This is a genomic window from Streptomyces sp. NPDC090077, from assembly GCF_044747545.1.
GTDB lineage: Bacteria > Actinomycetota > Actinomycetes > Streptomycetales > Streptomycetaceae > Streptomyces.
Genome location: NZ_JBIVEG010000003.1, coordinates 171,565 through 189,660, shown reverse-complemented (window position 1 = coordinate 189,660; position 18,096 = coordinate 171,565). Strand labels below are relative to the sequence as shown.

Sequence of the window (18,096 nt, the reverse complement as noted above, 5' to 3'; positions counted from 1 at the left end):
ATAGGTGGCGCATAGTCGACGGTCCGAATCTCTTCCCATCGCACAACGGAACTCCCCAGCAGACGGAAGAGAGAGTCCCCACATGACCGGCACCGACTCGCGCATTCAGAAAGTCGTCATCCTGGGCGGCGGTACCGCCGGCTGGATGACCGCCGCATATCTCGGGAAGGCCCTGCAGGGCACCGTGGACATCACGGTCCTGGAGGCGCCGGCGATTCCGCGGATCGGTGTCGGCGAGGCCACCGTCCCGAACCTCCACAAGGTCCTCTTCGACTACCTCGGCATCGCCGAGGAGGAGTGGATGCGGGAGTGCAACGCCAGCTTCAAGATGGCGGTGCGGTTCGTGAACTGGAGAACCGGCGGCCAGGGCCAGCCCGACGCGCGTGAGCTGGAGAACGGCGGCCCGGACCACTTCTACCACCCGTTCGGCATCCTGCCCGACAGCGACAACGTCCCGATGTCGCACTACTGGGCCAAGCGGAAGCTGGAGGGCCTGACCGAGGAGCCGTTCGACTACGCGTGCTTCCGCGAGCCCCCGGTGATGGACGCGAAGAAGTCCCCGAAGTGGCTCGACGGCACCCCGTCCACCCGCTACGCCTGGCACTTCGACGCCGCCCTGGTCGCCGACTTCCTGCGCCGCTTCGCGACGGAGAGGCAGGGCGTCCACCACGTCCAGGACGAGATGACGCACGCCGAGAAGGACGAGCGCGGGTTCATCACGGCCCTGCACACCAAGGCCGGCCGGGTGCTGGACGCCGACCTGTTCGTGGACTGCTCCGGCTTCCGCGGCCTGCTCATCAACCAGGCCCTGGAAGAGCCGTTCATCGACATGAGCGACCACCTGCTGTGCGACAGCGCCGTCGCCACCGCGGTCCCGCACGACGACGAGGCGAACGGCATCGAGCCGTACACCTCCGCCATCGCGATGTCCTCCGGCTGGACCTGGAAGATCCCGATGCTGGGCCGTTTCGGCTCCGGCTACGTCTACTCCAGCAAGTTCACGACGAAGGAGGAGGCGACGAAGGAATTCAGCGCCCTGTGGGGCCTGGACCCGGAGACGACGAAGTTCAACCACGTGAAGTTCCGGGTCGGCCGCAACCGCCGCGCCTGGGTGAACAACGTGGTGAGCATCGGCCTCTCCTCCGCCTTCCTGGAGCCGCTGGAATCGACCGGCATCTACTTCATCACCGCGGCCATCTACCAGCTCGCCAAGCACTTCCCGGACCGCACCTTCAACCCGGAGCTGGCGAACAGCTTCAACCACGAGATCGAGGTGATGTTCGACGACACCCGCGACTTCATCCAGGCGCACTTCTACTACGCGCCGCGCAACGACACGCCCTTCTGGCGGGCCAACAAGGAACTGACCCTCCCGCAGAACATCCAGGAGAAGATCTCCGCCTACAAGGCCGGCCTGGCCATCAATTCGCCGATCGCGGACGAGTCCACGTACTACGGCAACTTCGAGGCCGAATTCCGCAACTTCTGGACGAACGGCAGCTACTACTGCGTCTTCGCGGGCCTCGGCCTGGAACCGGACGCCCCGCTGCCGATCCTCGCGCACAAGCCCGACTCCGTGGCCGGCGCCGAGGCCCTGTTCGGCAAGGTCAAGCAGGAGCAGGACCACCTCCTCGACACCCTCCCCAGCACCTACGACTACCTGCGCAAGCTGCACGGCTAGTACGCGTCGCCCCCCCGTCCGGTGCACAGGCCCGGAGCCGGCTCCTCCCTCCGGCTTCCGGGCCCGCTCCGCACCCCCGAGCCCAGGAGAGTCCCACCCATGACAGCCACCTCCCAGCCGTCCCCCTCCGCTCCTTCCGCCCCCTCCGCCCGCGCCGGCCTGTCCGACGCGGCCGAAGCCGACATCAGGCCGCTGATGTCGGCCTTCCCCTCGGGCGTCTCGGTGATCACCACGATCGGCCCGGACTCCGAGCCGCGCGGCATGACCTGCAGCTCCCTCGCCAGCGTCGCCCTCTCCCCGCCCACCGTGGTGCTGTGCCTGCGCACCGCGAGCCCGACCGTCCAGGCCGTCCTGGAGACCGGGCACGTGGCGGTCAACCTGCTCCACGAGAACGCCCGCCCCGTCTCCGACCTGTTCGCCTCGGGCGCCGCCGACCGCTTCGAGCGCGTCGAGTGGCGGCTGCCGCTGGGGGCCGGCGGCCCGCACCTGGCGGAGTCCTCGCACGCGGTGGCCGACGGGGAGGTCACCCAGGCCGTCGAGTTCGGCGACCACACCGCGGTGTTCGTACGGATCACCCGGGTCTCGCTGCGCGAGGACGCGGAGCCCCTGCTGTACGGCAAGCGCAGGTACGCCCGCTGGACCGACGCCACGGCCGTCCCCGGCCCACCCGCGGCGGCCCCTCCCCTGCCGGCGATACCCGCCCCGCTCGCCGCCCCGCCGGCCAAGGAAGGAGCGGCCCGTGTCCGCCCGTGACCCGCTGCCCGACCTGCTGATCGCCATCCCGGCCGTCATCATCGCGTGCAAGGCCGGCGCCATGCTCTTCCGCCGGCTGGGTCAGCCGCCTGTGGTCGGCGAGATCGCCGTCGGCATCCTGCTCGGGCCCTCGCTGCTCGGCTGGCTGTGGCCCGACGCCCAGACATGGCTGTTCCCCGGGACGGTCCTGCCGTTCACCGGGGCGTTCGGAAACATCGGTCTGCTGGCGTTCATGTTCCTGGTGGGCCTGGAACTCAACCTCTCGGCCCTGCGCGGGCACAGTCGCACGGCCATCGGCGTCAGCCAGGCGAGCATCGCGCTCCCGCTGGTCCTCGGCTCGGGCCTCGCCCTGCTGATGTACGACTCGATGGCCCCGAAGGGGGTCACCAAACTCGCGTTCGTCCTGTTCATCGCCGTGTCCATGAGCATCACGGCCTTCCCGGTGCTCGCCCGGATCCTCACCGACCGGGGGCTCTACAACACCCGGATCGGCGCCCTGGCCATGGCCTGCGCGGCGGTGGACGACGTGACCGCCTGGTGCCTGCTCGCCGCGGTCGTCGCCGTCAGCACCAGCAGCTCCCCCGTCGAGGCGGCCACGACGGCGGCCCTCGCGGCCCTGTTCCTGGCCTTCATGATCTACGCGATCCGGCCGCTGCTCGCCAAGTGGGCCGTACGGGCCGCCCGCACGGTGGACTCCGTCGTCCTGGTCGTCCTCTTCAGCGGGCTGTGCCTCTCGGCCTTCACCACCGACAAGATCGGCGTGCACGCCCTGTTCGGCGCCTTCGTCTTCGGGGTGATCACCCCGCGCGGCTCCCGGGTGATCGAACTGTGCGCGGCCCGGCTGCGGGCCTTCACCATCCCCATCCTGCTGCCCCTGTTCTTCGTCAACACCGGCCTGAAGACCGACGTGGGGCTGATCGCCGCCGATCCGATGATGTGGCTGTGGGCCGGCGCCGTCATGGTCGTCGCCTTCCTCGGCAAGTGGGGCGGCAGCACCGCGGCGGCCCGGGCCACCGGCCAGTCCTGGCGGGACGCCATGTCGATCGGGGCGCTGATGAACTGCCGCGGCCTGACCGAGCTGGTGGTGCTCAACCTGGGGCTGGAGCTGGGGGTGATCGGACCCCAGCTGTTCACGATGCTGGTCCTGATGGCCCTGCTCACCACCGCGGTCACCTCGCCGGCCCTGTCCTGGATCCGCCGGGGGGTGCCCCCGGGCAAGGAGGCCGACGACGCGGCCGAGGGACCGCTGGTCCACGAGCCGGTGCGGCTGCCGGCGAAGGCGGCCGCCCTGTCCCCCTGACCCTTCGGCCCCGACCGCCGCCGGTACGGCCGGTCCGTCCCCCCTCCCGGGGAACGGCCCGGCCGCACCGCGGCGTCCGAACGCTGCGCACCGTGCGTACCGCTCACCGCCCCGCGGCGGCGAGCGGTGCTCCGGCATGTCCGGCGGCCGCCCGCGCCCAGCGCTCCAGGACCGCCTCGGCGGCCCCCGAGTCCAGGGAGGCCGCCGCCGCGGCGACCCCCTCGCGCAGCCGCTCGGTGACCGTGCGGCCCCGGGACGGCTCGGCGGCGGCCAGCGCCGCGGCGGCCGAGAGCAGCACCGCGTCGCGCACCGGGCCCCGCTCCCCACCGGCGAAGAGCCGCCGGGCCACCTCCGCGTTGTGCGCGGCGTCCCCGCCGCGCAGCGCGTCCACCGGAGCGGGCGCGATGCCCGCGTCGCGGGGGTCGAAGGATTCCTCCCGGACCCTTCCCCCCTCGACGCTGAGCACGGTCGAGGTGGTGGTGACGCTGAGCTCGTCCAGGCCGTCGTCCCCGCGGAACACCAGGGCGCTGCCGCCCCGGCGGGCCAGTACCCCCGCGATCAGCGGGAGCAGCCGCGCGTCCGCCACGCCGACCGCCTGCGCGGTCGGCCGGGCCGGGTTGGTCAGCGGCCCGAGCGCGTTGAAGACGGTCGGGATCCCCAGCTGCTTGCGGACCGCGGCGGCGTGCCGCATGGACGGGTGGAAGTCCGGGGCGAAGCAGAAGGTGATCCCCGCCTCGTCCACCAGGGCGGCCACCCTGGCCGGCTCCAGGCGCAGCCGCACGCCCAGCGCCTCCAGCACGTCCGCGGAGCCCGAGGCCGAACTCGACGCCCGGTTGCCGTGCTTGACGACCCGGGCACCGGCGCCGGCCGCGACGATCGCGGACATGGTCGAGATGTTGACGGTGCGGGCCCCGTCGCCGCCCGTGCCGACCACGTCGACCGTGTCACCGGGGACGTCGAGGGGGACCGCGTGGTGGAGCATGGCCCGTACCAGGCCCTCCAGTTCACCGACCGTCTCCCCCTTGCCGCGCAGGGCGACCAGGAAGCCGGCGAGCTGCGCGTCGGTCGCCTCGCCGCCCATCACCCGGTCCATGGCCCAGGCCGTGTCGGCGGGGGCCAGGTCACGGCCGGCGAGCAGGGTGTCCAGCAGGGCGGGCCAGCTGCGCGTGTCGCGGGCGGGTTCCGGTCTGGCGGTGGTCACTTGGGTCTCCTCGGGTGAGTGGTGGGGCGGGCCCCGCCGCTCAGCTCCACTCGTCGTTGTCCTTGGTGGAGGACGGCGACGGGGTGGGGGCCGCGGGCGGAGCCTGCGGGGTCGTGGCGTCCGCGGTCACACCGGTGCCGGTGCCGGCCGGAGCGCCCTCTCCGGCGATCTGTACGCCACCCGCGATCGCCACGGCGGCGATGATCGCGACGGTGATGCGCTTGACCTGGTTGCGCCACGTGTTCTGCATCTCTGTTCTTCTCCCCGTTGAGTACCGCTTGAGCTTTGCTTTGTTCCGGTGAGAAGAACACTAGGAAGGGGCGGCTTCGAGCTGATATCGCTCTGCCTTCAGGAGCTGCACCATTTCGATAAGGACGATATACCCGCAGGTCAGGAGGGGCCCGAAGAGCGATAACAAGCCTTTGGGGCCCCTCTTGACCACCACTCGCGGGCCGCTTGAGACATCATCGGGACGCCTTCGCGGGTGGCCGGCGATAACGGCAATAAGCGGAGTTCAGCGTTCCCGGTACATCTCGGCAACCAGGAATGCGAGATCGAGGGACTGGGTCCGGTTGAGCCGGGGGTCACAAGTGGACTCGTAGCGTTCGCTCAGCCCGTCCAGGCTCACGTCCTCACCCCCTCCCACGCATTCGGTGACGTCGCCCCCGGTGAATTCCAGGTGCACGCCCCCGGGATGCGTCCCGAGCTCGCGGTGGACCTCGAAGAAGCCCTTCACCTCGTCGACGATGTCGTCGAAGCGGCGGGTCTTGAGGCCCGACGGCGCCTCGAAGGTGTTGCCGTGCATGGGATCGCTCACCCAGGCCACCGGCGCGCCCTCCGCCGCCGTCTTCTCCACCAGCTCCGGCAGCCGCTCGCGCACCTGCCCGGCGCCCATCCGCACGACGAACGTGAGCCGGCCCGGCTCTCGTTCGGGATCGAGCCGGTCGATCAGCCGCAGCACGGTGTCGGAGTCCGTCGTGGGGCCGAGCTTCACCGCGACCGGGTTGGCGATCCGCGAGAAGAACTCCACGTGCGCGCCGTCCAGGTCCCGGGTCCGCTCCCCGATCCAGAGCATGTGCCCGCTGGTCGCGTAGCACCTGCCGGTCGCCGGGTCCTCGCGGACCAGCGGTTCCTCGTACTCCAGCAGCAGACCCTCGTGGCTGACGTAGAACTCCACGGCGTGCTGGATGCGTTCGTCGGCCCCGCAGGCGCGCATGAAGTTCAGGGTCTGGTCGATCTGGGTGGCGAGCTCCGCGTAGCGCTCGCCGACGGGCGAGCGGGCCACGAAGTCCTGGTTCCAGGCGTGCGCCTGGCGCAGGTCGGCGTACCCGCCGGTGGTGAAGGCCCGTACGAGGTTGATCGTGCCGGAGGCCGCCTGGTGCATCCGCAGCAGCCGCTCCGGATCGGGGGTGCGCTCGGCGGCCTCGAAGGGGAAGCCGTTGACGGCGTCGCCCCGGTAGGCCGGCAGGGTCAGCCCGCCGCGGGTCTCGGTGGGCTTGGAACGGGGCTTCGCGTACTGGCCCGCCATCCGGCCGATCTTGACGACCGGCACGGAGGCGGCGTACTGGAGGACGAGCGCCATCTGCAGCAGGGTCTGCACCTTGCGGCGCACCGAGTCCTCGCGGACGTCCGCGAAGGTCTCGGCGCAGTCCCCGCCCTGGAGCAGGAAGGCCTCGCCCCGGGCGACGGCGCCGAGCCGGTCCTTGAGCTGCTCGCACTCGGCGGCGACCACGAGCGGGACGGCCTCCCGCAGTCGCGCCCTTACCTCGCCCAGGGCGGCGGGGTCGGGCCATTCGGGCTGTTGGGCGGCGGGCAGGGCCCGCCAGGAATCCACGTGCTCCACGAGATCGCTCCTTCGATGCTCCTCCGTCACCCGGCGAGGGTGCCGGCCGGCCGGGTCCGTGCGCTGGTGAGGAAGTTCCGCAGCAGCGGCATGCCGCCGACGGTGGTGATGGACTCGGGGTGGAACTGCACCCCTTCGACCGCGAGGGTGCGGTGGCGCAGGCCCATCACGTAGCCGTCGTCCACGGCGTGCGCGGTGGCGAGCAGCTCCTGCGGGAGGGGTTCGGCGACGATGAGGGAGTGGTAGCGGGTCGCGGTCATGGTGTCGCCGAGCCCGGCGAAGACGCCGGCCCCGTCGTGGGCGACCTCGCTGGTCTTGCCGTGCTTGAGCCGTTCCGCCACCTGGACGCGGCCCCCGTAGGCCAGGCCGATGGCCTGGTGGCCCAGGCAGATGCCCAGCAGGGGGACCCGTCCGGCGAACCGGTGCACCAGCTCGACGTGGCCCGACTCGGCGGGGTGCCCCGGTCCCGGGCCCAGGACCACGGCGTCCGGCAGCCGCGCGGCGAGCTCGTCGGGGCTCGCGGTGCGGGAGCGGACGACCTCGGTGTCGGCGCCGAGGGTGCGCAGGTACTGGTCGATGATGTGGGTGAAGCTGTCGTAGGCGTCGACGAGCAGGACCTTCACGGGAGCAGCTCCTCACCGGTGAGCGCCCAGTAGGCCGCTCCCATCTTGTGCAGGGTCTCGCGCCACTCGGCGGCGGGCGAGGAGTCGGCGACGATGCCGGCGCAGCTCTGGGTGGAGTAGGCCGTTCCGTCGTGGGTGACCGTGCGGATGCACAGCGCGAGCCGGGACCAGCCGCGGACGTCGACCAGGCCGACGGCGCCGGCGTACATGTCGCGGGGCTCGCACTCCAGTTCGGAGATGATCTCCATGGCGCGGATCTTCGGGGCGCCGGTGACCGTCCCCGCGGGGAAGGTCGCGGCCAGCGAGGACCAGGTGTCCTCGCCGGGGGCGAGGCTGCCCTCGACGGTGGACACCAGGTGGAAGACGTGGCTGAAGGTCTCGACCGTCATCAGCTGGGGGGCGTCGAGGGTGGTGGGCAGGCAGACCCGGCCGATGTCGTTGCGGCACAGGTCGACCAGCATCACGTGCTCGGCCTGCTCCTTCTCGCTGGCGAGCAGCGCCTCCACGCGCGGCCCGTCCACGGCCGGGTCGCCGCTGCGCGGGGTGGTGCCGGCGATGGGGCGCATCACGATGCGGTCGCCCTCGGTGCGGAAGAGCACCTCGGGGCTGGCCCCGATGAGGGTGGAGCCGTCGCGCGGGACGAGGTACATGTACGGGGACGGGTTGCGTCCGCGCAGCCGCCGGTAGACGTCGAGCGGGGTGAGGTCGGTGTCGACCTCGATGCGGTGGCCGATCTGGATCTGGTAGATGTCGCCGACGCCGATGTGCCGCAGGCAGCGCTCCACGTTCGCGCGGAAGGCCTCCTCGTCGGTGCTGTCGCGTACGGCGCGGGGGGCGGGGGCGGCCGGGACGCGGCCCGCGGGCTCGGTCATCCCGGCGGTCAGCCGCTCGACGATCCCGGCCAGGTCGGTACGGGCGGCAGGGCCGCCGTCGGGGCCGAAGGCCTCGCTGCGGGCCGCCAGCCGGACGGCCGTGCCGGCGTCCAGGTCGTACCAGACCGTGTCCTGGAACAGGGTCAGCACCAGGTCGGGCGCCCCCTCGTCGGTGTGCTCCCGGACGGGCAGCTCCTCCATGTACCAGGCGGCTCCGTAGCCGATGGTGGCGAGGAAGCCGAAGGCGTAGTCGGGGCGGGCGCTGTCGACGTCGAAGCGGGCCTGGACGGCCCGCAGCACGTCCCAGACCTGCCCGGGACGTTCGAAGACCCGGTCGCCCCCGGGCCCGGCGGCCAGCCCCAGCCGGTCGGCGACCAGGGACAGCTCGGCCAGTACGGGCGCGGCACCGGCGGCGGAGATCCGCCCGGCGCGGATGCGCAGCTCGGCGAGGCGGCCGAAGCCGACCACGGCGGAGTTGCCGTCGAACTCCGGGCTCTCCAGGGACTCCAGGAGGAAGACGTCCTCGCCGAACCGCGCCCGCAGGGCCTCGTACAGCTCGATCGGGGGGTGCGGGTCGAGGACGGTCTCCTCGATCCGGACGGGGAGGGGGCGCCGGCCGTGTGCGGCCGGCGCCCGAGTGGCGGTGTCGAGCAGTGTGGTCACTGAATCACTTTCCTCGGATGGCTCGGGGCCGTTCGGAGCGGCCGGGTGTGCGCGGGGGCGGGGCTCAGCCGTAGCGGCGCATCTCGTGGAAGAAGTCCTCCACGACCGCCAGGTCTCCGCGCTCGCGCAGGGTGTCGTAGACGTGCCGGCCGACCGCGAGGTCGAGGACGCCCAGCCCGAAGGGCGAGAAGAAGACGGGCTCGTCCTCGGGCACGGACAGCTGCCCGGAGAGCACGTCGTACAGCGTCCCGTCGACGAAGTCGCGGCTTCCGGTGAGCTGTTCGGCCAGGTGGGGGGAGGTGTCGGCCTTCAGGCAGTGCTCGACGTCGTCGACCACGTTGAAGCCGGAGAGGATCACCTCGGGCGACAGGTCGCGCAGCGAGACGTGCAGCACGAGCGGGTTGTGGCCGAACCAGTCGGGCTCGGTGACGTGCGGGGTGCCGGCGACGGTCGCGAAGACGACCAGATCGCTGCTGCGGATCAGCTTCTCGGCACTGTCGTGGACGGTGACCGGGCCCTCCTCGCCGGAGCGGCCGAGGTAGTCGGCGAAGCCGCCGGCGTGCTCGGGGGACAGGTCGTGGACGCCGATCTCGTCGAACTCCCAGCCCGTGCCCGCCAGGTACTGGTGGATGAAGCGGGCGATCAGACCGACGCCGAAGAATCCGATCCGGCGCGGCCGCCGGCCCGCCGGGCTGAGCCGGTCGGCCGCCAGGGCGGCGGAGGCGGCGGTGCGGGCCGCGCTGATGATCGAGGATTCCAGGCAGGCGAGGGGATAGCCCGTCGCGGGGTCGTTGAGTATCAGTACGGCGGAGGCACGCGGAATTCCGGCCGCCACGTTTTCGGGGAAGCTGGAAATCCACTTCACCCCGTCGACCGGGGCCGCTCCCCCGATCGACGCCGGCAGCGCGATGATCCGCGAGGTGGGCCGGTCGGGAAAGCGCAGGAAATAGGACGGCGGATTGACCGTCCCGCCCTCGCCGTGCACCCGATAAGCGGATTCGATCAATCCGACCACTTCGGGCGCACGGCCGTCGAGGACTTCGTGCACCTGGGCACCCGGGATCACGGCGAAGGAAGGCGCACCGGCCGTACGTGACATCGCAGACTCCACAACTTGGCGGTTTTCTCGTCTGCGATGACGCTAGGGAGCCGCTTTATCGCCGGGTTATTGACCGGTTACGGACGCTCCCCCGGCACCTCCCGCTGCCGCGCCCTCCTCGTCCAGCCGGCGCAGGGCGGCCGTCGCCTTCGCCTCCCAGGGCGGAGAACCGATTCCCCGGAACATGGCGAGCGCGGCAGCCGCGTGCGTACCCGCCGCCTCCAGTCGGCCCGACTGCCGGCAGGCCTCCCCGAGGGCGAGCTGGATCTGTCCCTCGACCATGGGGCTCCGGGTGCGGTGGGCCACCTCCAGTGCCTCCGCGAAGGTCCGCTCGGCAGCGTCCGCCGCGCCCGCCTTGAGCCTGGTCTCGGCGAGCCCCAGCAACGAGTAGGCGAGACCGAGCAGATCGGACTTCTCCCGGACGATGTCCACCACGCGGGAGAAGTTCTCCTCCGCCGCCCCCAGGCGCCCGAGCGCCAGGTACGCACTGGCCAGCCGGTGCGTGGCAAGGGCCAGCGTGCGACCGCCCCCCTTGATGCCCTCGCACACCCGCAGGGAGTCCATGCTCAGCTCCACCGCCATCTCCGGCCGGCCCTGTTCGAGGGCGATCTGGGCCATGAACTGGAGCGCGTACGCCTGCGTGGTGCGGTCGTCCTGCGCACGGAACACCGCCAGGGCCTCGCGCAGCCGGCTCATCCCCAGGTCGTAGTCGCCCCGGATCCGGTCGATGAAGGCGAGGTTGTTCAGCACCAGTGCCCTGCCGCGCGGATCACCCGCTTCCGTATAAAGCCCCAGCGCCCTCTCCTGCCGCGCAGTGGACTCGGCCAGTCGGCGGTGCCGCAGTTCGACCACGCCGAGCTGCTGCTCCATGGCAGCCCACCCGCGCAGGTTGCCGGCATCGCGGGCCACTTCGAGGGCGTACTCGCTGCACCGGCGCCAGTCCTCCAGGTAGTTCCGCGACTCGAACAGGACTTCCATGGACATGACCAGGTCCCAAGCCAGGTCGTCCATGCCCAGTTCCGCCGCCTGCTCGACGACCGCCACCAGCGACAGGCGCTCCGCCTCGAACCACTCCAGCGGCGCCGCCAGCAGCTCCTCCACCAGCACCGAGTCGACGTCACGCCGCGGCTCGCCACCACGCACGGTGCCGTAGTCGCCGCCCTTCTCACGCCTGAAGGCCTGCTCGGCAATGGTCAGACAGGACCGGAACACCCGCTCGCACGCCGCCAGCCGGTCCTCCTCGCTCTCCTCCCCCCGCGCCAGCTCCTCCGCGTACAACCGCATCAGGTTCTGGAAGCGGTAGCGCAGCTGCCCGGTGGCGTCGACGCCGACGACCTCCAGGAACTGCGCGTCCACCAGGTGCTCGATCAGCCGCTCCGCGTCCATGACGTCCCCGTCGAGCAGCGCGGCGCCCACCCACGTGGTGAAGTCGGGTACGCCGAGCAGCCCGAGCAGCCGGTAGAGCCGGGCCGCGTCCTTGTGCAGGTAGCGGTAGCTCAGCTCGAAGCTGGCCCGGACCTGGGACTCGCCCTGGCTGAGCTCGTCCAGCCGGCGCCGCCCGTCGCTGAGCCGGGTCACCAGGTGGCGCACCGTCCAGTGCGGCTTCGACGCCAGCCGGGCGGCCGCGATGCGCAGCGCCAGCGGCAGCCGGTCGCACAGCTCGGCCAGCCGGGCCGAGTCCTCGGGGGCGGCCTGTATCCGGGCCTCGCCAACGATCCGGCCGAGCAGCTCGACCGAGTCCGCCTCGGGGAGCACGCCCAGGTGCACCCGGCCCCGCTGCGGCCAGGTCACGAGCTGCTCCAGTTGTTCCCGGCTGGTGACGAGCACGGTGGAGCCGCCGCTGCCCGGCAGCAGGGGCCGGATCTGCGCGAAGGTGCGTACGTTGTCCAGCACGATCAGCACCCTGCGTTCCGCGAGCACGCTGCGGTACAGCGCGATGCGGTCCTCCAGGCCGTTGGGCACGTCGTCGCTGTCCACGCCGAGCGAGCGCAGGAAGCGGCTGAGTATGTCCCCGGCGGTCGTCGGGGCATGGTGCTCGTCATATCCCCGAAGGTCCGCGAAGAGCCGCCCATCGGGGTACTGTTCGGTAACACGGTGCGCCCAGCGGACCGCGAGACCGGTCTTGCCCACCCCCGCGACACCGGTGATCAGCCCGACGGTGGAGGCCCGGCCGCCCTCCCCCTGACCGTCCGCCAAGGTGTCGAGCGCCGCGAGTTCGACCCCGCGCCCCGCGAACCCCGGCACGTCGGGCGGCAGTTCCGAGGGCACCACCCGCCCGCGCGCCGCTAAGGCGTCGGCACCTTCTCCCCCGTCCACCGGGCCGGCCGGCGGCTCGAAGGCCAGGGACGGATCGTCCCGCAGGATCGCGTCGTGCAGCTCCTGCAGCTCGGGACCGGGATCCATGCCGAGCTCGTCGATGAACTGGCGCCGCGCCTCCCGGAAGCTCTCCATCGCCTCGGCCCGGCGCCCCGAGCGGTACTGGGCCAGGATCAAGTGGTACCGGGTGCGCTCACGCAGCGGGTGTTCCCGCACGGCCGCCGCCAGTTCGGGCAGCAGCAGCTGATGCCGCCCCAGCTCCAGCTGCACGCCCGTCATCGCCTCGTACGCGTTGATCCGCACTTCCTCCCAACGGGCCGCCTCGTCCTCGACGAGCTGCCCGGTGACCCCCGCGAGCGCGGGCCCCCGCCAGAGCGCGAGCGCCTCCGAGTAACAGCGCGCCGCGTCCGCGGGACGGCGCGCACGCACGGCCTCCTCGGCCTCGCCCACGAGCCCGCTGAAGGTGACGGTGTCGAGCACGTGCCCGTCGGGGCGCAGCAGGTAGCCGGGGTGCGCGGTGGCGATGACCTCCTCGGCGATCCCCTCGCTCTTGATGGCCTTGCGCAGGGCCGCGATGACGATGGCGACCTGGGTGCGCGCGGTGGCTGGCGGACGACCGTTCCAGACCACGTCCACGAGGGTGTCAACCGGAACGATTCGCCCCGGACTCAGGAGCAGAAGGGCCAGAATCGTACGTTGCCGGGCACCCCCGACCTGAACGGTCCGTTCCCCTACGGTGACCATCAGTGGTCCGAGAATTCCGAATCTGAGTGGCTCGCCCAACTGTGTCTCCCCCCGTCGCCACCGGGCCCGGCAGCGCGATCACCCTACCTGTCTGCCGCTGACAGAAAAGGGCCGAGACCCAAGCTTTGCGGCTGGTGAGACACCATGACCGAAAGCTGATCGATCATCTCGTGATTGGCTGGAATCGATCGGAACCCTACCGCCGCTCGATCACCTGCCACGAGGTCTACATCCAGCCAAACCCAGGGAACAGGAGGGTCCCGTTCACGCCTCCCCAAAGCCACCCGAACGCCACCTCCCCGCAGTCCGGACCCCCCACCCCCCACCCGAACCCGCCAACCTCCGGATGGCGCTCTTCCCACCCATCCAACCGCCGCCCCCACCCACCGCCACCCCCCTCACCCCCGGAATTCACACCCCCGCCACACCCCACCGACCCCCTCACCCCCCGGTACCGGCCACCCACCCCCACCTCCCCCTCCCCCGCGAACCCGATCCGGCCGCCCACCAGTTCGAGGAGCCGGGCCGACCCACCGGGTTGACGCCGCCTTGAACCACGGCCTGACACCGTCGGGCCCATGACGCACACAGTGATCTCGGCGGGACGCATGCGCGCCGGCCCCGGCGTCCACGACGGGGTCATCACCGCCGCCGGCCCACGCAATGGTGGGTCATCGGGCCAAGTCGGACAGCAGTACGTCGAGGACGGTCTCCTCCTCGATGCGGACGCCCAGCTCCTCAAGTGCATCGGACAGCCCCGGGGCCCAGGGGGCTTCGGCCGGGCGTCCGGTGAGGGGCGGTCCGCCCGGGTGGTCGAGTACCGCGGCACGGTAGTCGGCCGTCGTGAAGCGCCAGGGCAGCCACGGGACGCGGCGCAGCAACGCGGACGCTATGCGCAGGCCACCCCAGTCGAAGTCGCCGTGATAGCGGAGCGTGGTTCCGCCCTGGTGCAGGTGACGTAGGAGAGTGAGGGCGGCGGCCGACGGCTGTCCCTGGAGGCACACCAGTGGGGCGGAGTCGCCGCCGTGGGTGTCGGCTGCCGCCGCGAGCACCGTCGGGTTCTCGCAGATCCGGACCAGCGGGGCGGAGCCGGCAAGGGGGGTGCGGACGAGTTGCCGCAGGGTCAGGACACACGGTTCGCCCGCGTCGGCCGCCCAGTCCAGAGCCGGAGTGCCCCGCAGGTTCAGGGTGAGCACGGTCGAGGACAGCTCGTCGCGCAGCAGCCCGGCCGACGCCCAGGCCTCGCGGACCGGCTCCAGAATCGCCGCGCACTCCACGTGGTGCGTCATCGAGAAGGAATGCACAGGCCTAACTTCCAAGAAACCCGCAGGTCAGAGGCCATGCGGCCACCTCGACGGTGCGGCCGTGCGTCAAACGAGCGTCAACATCGGCCCTGACGTCTCTACCCGGCCGACCCTGGTCCGGCACTCACGGCTGACAGGCCAGCGCCCTGCGGGCGGGAAGGGCCCGGCGGAGGCGGCGGACTTGGCGCCTCGTCTGCCACCTCCGGCGCTCCGCTGCCGACGGACGGGCCGCCAACGATAAGTTCCCTGGCTCGGTACAAAGCCTCTCGGAGCGGGGGACAGACCAGGGCTACACTTGCCAGGCCCGCGGCCCCCAGCAGGTCCGCGACGGCTCCGCCGCCGGGGAAGAGGACCGCCCCAGTGAGGAGACCCACAGTCACTGCGATCTTCCCTGCCCCCGCGAGCAGGCGGCTCCTGAGCGGCTCGGTCGCCAGGCCTGCTGCGTCCGGTTCTGGCACGCCCACGAGGAGTGCTTCATCGACAATCACCAGACTGTCGCGGTGTGCACGTGGCCTGCAGCTGTGGCGTAGTGCGTCGGTAACGAGCCAGGACAAACCGTGGACGGCGATTTCACGGTCGGACCCCTCGCAGAAGAGGTATCGCTCGTTGCGCTCGACGAGTGCTGAAATAAGCCTTTCAGTGGTCGCGCGTACCCGTTGACGCGAGGCGGGTGGCATCGTGCGGCTTGTATGCCGAGCCTGGGTGCGCAGTGAGGTGCAAAGCCTCCCGAAATTCTTGCCGTGCACCTCAAGCGCCGAGTCCTGTGTCCTACGGCTGTCCGGAATGAGCAGCATCTCCAAGAAGCGAACCGACGCCACCGTGACAACCCCGGCCGCGTCCGAAACAGCCGCAGCGCGGTCATCACCCGCCATGAGCGTGATGGAGAGAGCACCAAAGCCGGCCATGACGGCGAACATCCAGAAAGGCGTGACTGTGGTCTGGCCAAGTGGTGATGTCCTCCACCAGAAGGCCACCACCACAACCATCATGGGCACCGCCTGAAGAAGCACAGAGACACAGCGACCGGCGACGACACGGTGCCACCGGTCGACAAGTTCCCTCCTGTCCGGCCAAGCCCCCGCTGGTACGTCCTTGCGCTCCAACTCCGCGAGCAGCGCGTCAACACGCGCTTCGCAAACACCTCTCCGAAGGCGTCCCACGCCGGGCATCCGGGACACCACCGCGCCCAGCACTCGAGTGCGGGTCCACCACAACATGGCGATCCAGACAGCCTCGAAGAATGTCCACCAGCCCCAGAAGAACGAGAGGTTCACGAATTCTGTCAGCGTCATGACGGGCAGAGTGGCAGACGGCTCTGACGTTAATGCGGATACTCACCTTCAGGTGGTCATGCCTCAAGCTCTACTTGACGCCCCCAAGGATAGCGTCGGAGGCGGGTCGATGGCCTCACGCTCGGCCGCGGGCATGTGGAGACGCCTTCACCAGGGACGGACTTAGCCCCCAAACCAAGAGACGTAAAGGCCCATCCCTGGCACGGGTGCAGGCCACGCACAGCAGGCAACGTTCCGCCAGGAGATCGGCGTCGTGCTGAAGGCAGTCGGCGTCAGGCGGCGGCCTCCGTCATGTGCTCCGATCACCGCGACGCACTGGTACTCGAGGCCCTTGAAGAAGTGCATCGTGCTGATGCTGACGGCGCCCGGGCACGCTGGCGCGTCTCCGCGACGCTGAGCGGCCCTGATGCCAGCAGTCGTAGGCCCCCGCCGGCCAGGTCACACAGTTCATTGAATCGGCCGCCACCTCGATCCGAACCCAGGCAGCCAGCCTACCTTGAATACAAAACAGCAGGTCAGAGGACTGCACTAATCCAACGACGGGGCATGTGCGTCAAATCACCATCACTGCGGAAAGCGGAATGACCCGCGGTGATCCCAGCGCTAGGGCTTTACAACAAGCGCTGGCGAATACAGCCCGCAGTCAACTACCTCCGCAAGAGCCAGCAGTTACTCCTGTTGACCCAGAGTCGTCAATCAGCCCAGGTCATGGCGCAGGCGGCGGAGATAGGTGTCGATCTGCGCAAGTCCAGGCCAGTCGCCTCCCCGTACACGGGAGGTTTCTGATCTGAGCCGCTCTCCGATATCCAGTGCCTGATGAAGGCTTTCCGTCGCGGCGTACAGGCTCATCAACCGTGAGAGAGCATCGAGGTGGCGGTTGACAGCGTCCTCGTCGCCCTCGTCGGGTGTGACTTCAGTGATTCGGTCGAAAGCCTGGATGGCGGCCGTCGCTTCGCCGAGCTCCATCCGGCACTGCGCTGCGTAGTACCAGCACAGCTGGACTTGCTCGTCCTGGTCGCCGTAACGGTCGGCGTACTGGTGGGCGAGCGGCTCAAAGAGCGAGAGGGCCTCGCGGTGGCTTCCCGCCAGGAACTTCACCTGCGCGAGGTTGAACTGCATACCTTCTTTGAGCTCCAGGTCAGCGGCTCTCGCGATGGCATCAGCGAGTGCGTCGGCGGCCTGGGTGAACTGGCCATCCTGAACGAGCCGCGCTGCCCGGTCGGATACCGCGTCCGCTTCGTGGTCGGTCAGTGCGGCGGGGCCTAGCTCCAACCCCGGTGGTTCGGCGGCCGGCGAGGGCGCGAGCGGCGAGGGAAGCACGAGTGTGGGGGTGTACGAGGCGGCAACACTGGGGCGGGGCGCCCGGCTGCCGAAGGGGCGCAGGAACGGCAGACGGGGGTCGAGTGTGCCCTCGTCGGCCGCGGTGGGGATACCTGTGGAGACGTGGACGAAGGGCAGGAGAGCGTCGTAGACAGCCATCGCGTCCATACGCTGCTCGGCTTCCTTGGTGAGCATCGCGAGCAGGAGCTTCTCGATCTCGGCCGGCACGTCCGGGCGCAGGGTACGAATGAGCGGAGGCGGGGTGTGGACGTGGTGCCACATGTGGGAGCGACTGTCGTCGGGGGTGAACGGCGGCTTGCCGGTGAGCAGTTCATGGAGCACGCAGGCGAGAGCGTAGACGTCTGCGGCGGGGCCGACGGCGTTGGCCAGGCTCTGTTCGGGGGACATGTAGGGCGGGGTGCCTACGGTCATGCCGACCTGGGTGAGCCGGGGCAGGGTGCCGACTCCACGCAGGGCGGCGACGCCGAAGTCGAGGACCTTGACCACGCCTCCGGGGGTGAGCATCAGGTTGGACGGCTTGATGTCGCGGTGCACGACGTCGTGACGGTGGACGGTGTCCAGGACGGAGGCGATCTGGGCACCGACGGCCGCTGCCCAGGAGACCGAAACCGTCTCGCTTTCGTAGTCGGTCTCGTCGATGAACGTCTGCAGTTCGCGTCCCTGCAGGAGCTGCATGACGACGAACAGCCGTCCACTGGCTTCGTCAGTTCCGGTGTCGTAGACGGCCGGCACACCCAGGTGCTCGATGCCGGCCGTGATCTGGACCTCGCGCAGGAAGCGGGCACGGCGGGTCTGCAGGGTCTCCTCGAAGGCCGCGCCCTGGAACCCGGGCGGAACCGGGCTCTCGGCCAGCATCATCTTGACCGCGACCCGGCGGTCCAGGCGCTCGTCGTACGCCTGCCAGACCTCGCCCATGCCACCCGCGCCAATGGGCGTGTGCAGTCGGTACCGGCCCGCGATCACGCGGGCCGGTACGCCGGCTTCGAAGCTCGGCGTGCCGTCCTGCACCATACGAGGCCCCCCTCTGCGTGGTCGGAGCGTGACCACCCCGTTACTCGTGTCTG

At 70.5% G+C, this 18,096-nt stretch carries 13 protein-coding genes and 1 pseudogene; 3 read left to right on the top strand and 11 right to left on the bottom strand.

Annotation, left to right across the window (positions count from 1 at the left end; translation table 11 throughout):
* The first annotated feature begins 82 nt into the window (after nt 1-82).
* From ACIPW5_RS07790 to ACIPW5_RS07780, 3 genes are all read left to right on the top strand, one after another.
* Nucleotides 83-1,681 carry a tryptophan halogenase family protein gene (locus ACIPW5_RS07790; protein ID WP_401241788.1) on the top strand — a complete coding sequence of 533 codons (1,599 nt, stop codon included), beginning with the start codon at nt 83-85 and terminating at the stop codon, nt 1,679-1,681.
* 99 nt (nt 1,682-1,780) lie between these two features.
* Entirely contained in the window at nt 1,781-2,434 is a 654-nt protein-coding gene (locus tag ACIPW5_RS07785; protein WP_401241785.1) for a flavin reductase family protein, read from the top strand.
* Nucleotides 2,421-3,734 carry a cation:proton antiporter gene (locus ACIPW5_RS07780; RefSeq protein ID WP_401241782.1) on the top strand — a complete coding sequence of 438 codons (1,314 nt, stop codon included), beginning with the start codon at nt 2,421-2,423 and terminating at the stop codon, nt 3,732-3,734. The genes ACIPW5_RS07785 and ACIPW5_RS07780 overlap by 14 nt, the downstream gene beginning before the upstream one ends.
* 103 nt (nt 3,735-3,837) lie before the next feature.
* Here ACIPW5_RS07780 and trpD read toward each other — a convergent pair whose 3' ends face one another.
* The 11 genes and pseudogenes from trpD to ACIPW5_RS07725 form a co-directional block, all read right to left on the bottom strand.
* Complete coding sequence (trpD, locus tag ACIPW5_RS07775; RefSeq protein ID WP_401241779.1) at nt 3,838-4,935, bottom strand: anthranilate phosphoribosyltransferase; 1,098 nt, start codon at nt 4,933-4,935, stop codon at nt 3,838-3,840.
* A gap of 40 nt (nt 4,936-4,975) precedes the next feature.
* Nucleotides 4,976-5,185, bottom strand: a complete 210-nt coding sequence (locus tag ACIPW5_RS07770) for a hypothetical protein (protein ID WP_401241778.1) — start codon at nt 5,183-5,185, stop codon at nt 4,976-4,978.
* Nucleotides 5,186-5,449: 264 nt separating this feature from the next.
* Nucleotides 5,450-6,778, bottom strand: coding sequence for a class II 3-deoxy-7-phosphoheptulonate synthase (locus tag ACIPW5_RS07765; protein WP_401241775.1), 1,329 nt, complete (start codon nt 6,776-6,778; stop codon nt 5,450-5,452).
* A 26-nt stretch (nt 6,779-6,804) separates the two neighbouring features.
* Nucleotides 6,805-7,401 (bottom strand): anthranilate synthase component II, encoded by a 597-nt coding sequence (locus ACIPW5_RS07760; RefSeq protein WP_401241772.1) that lies wholly within the window; start codon nt 7,399-7,401, stop codon nt 6,805-6,807.
* Nucleotides 7,398-8,936, bottom strand: a complete 1,539-nt coding sequence (locus ACIPW5_RS07755; protein WP_401241770.1) for an anthranilate synthase component I family protein — start codon at nt 8,934-8,936, stop codon at nt 7,398-7,400. The genes ACIPW5_RS07760 and ACIPW5_RS07755 overlap by 4 nt, the downstream gene beginning before the upstream one ends.
* A 64-nt stretch (nt 8,937-9,000) precedes the next feature.
* On the bottom strand, nt 9,001-10,035 hold the full coding sequence (sbnB, locus tag ACIPW5_RS07750; protein WP_401241768.1) for a 2,3-diaminopropionate biosynthesis protein SbnB: 1,035 nt from the start codon (nt 10,033-10,035) through the stop codon (nt 9,001-9,003).
* Nucleotides 10,036-10,101: 66 nt separating this feature from the next.
* Nucleotides 10,102-13,095 carry a BTAD domain-containing putative transcriptional regulator gene (locus ACIPW5_RS07745; protein ID WP_401241765.1) on the bottom strand — a complete coding sequence of 998 codons (2,994 nt, stop codon included), beginning with the start codon at nt 13,093-13,095 and terminating at the stop codon, nt 10,102-10,104.
* A gap of 671 nt (nt 13,096-13,766) precedes the next feature.
* Nucleotides 13,767-14,384 (bottom strand): TIGR02679 family protein, encoded by a 618-nt coding sequence (locus ACIPW5_RS07740; RefSeq protein WP_401241762.1) that lies wholly within the window; start codon nt 14,382-14,384, stop codon nt 13,767-13,769.
* Between the two features lie 113 nt (nt 14,385-14,497).
* Nucleotides 14,498-15,691: a hypothetical protein gene (locus tag ACIPW5_RS07735; protein ID WP_401241760.1), complete on the bottom strand. Its 1,194-nt coding sequence runs from the start codon at nt 15,689-15,691 to the stop codon at nt 14,498-14,500.
* A gap of 162 nt (nt 15,692-15,853) precedes the next feature.
* Nucleotides 15,854-16,149, bottom strand: a pseudogene (locus ACIPW5_RS07730) (3'-5' exonuclease); the annotation flags it as partial.
* 238 nt (nt 16,150-16,387) lie between these two features.
* A complete protein-coding gene (locus ACIPW5_RS07725; RefSeq protein WP_401241757.1) occupies nt 16,388-18,043 on the bottom strand; it encodes a protein kinase in 1,656 nt (551 codons plus the stop codon).
* Nucleotides 18,044-18,096 lie beyond the last annotated feature (53 nt).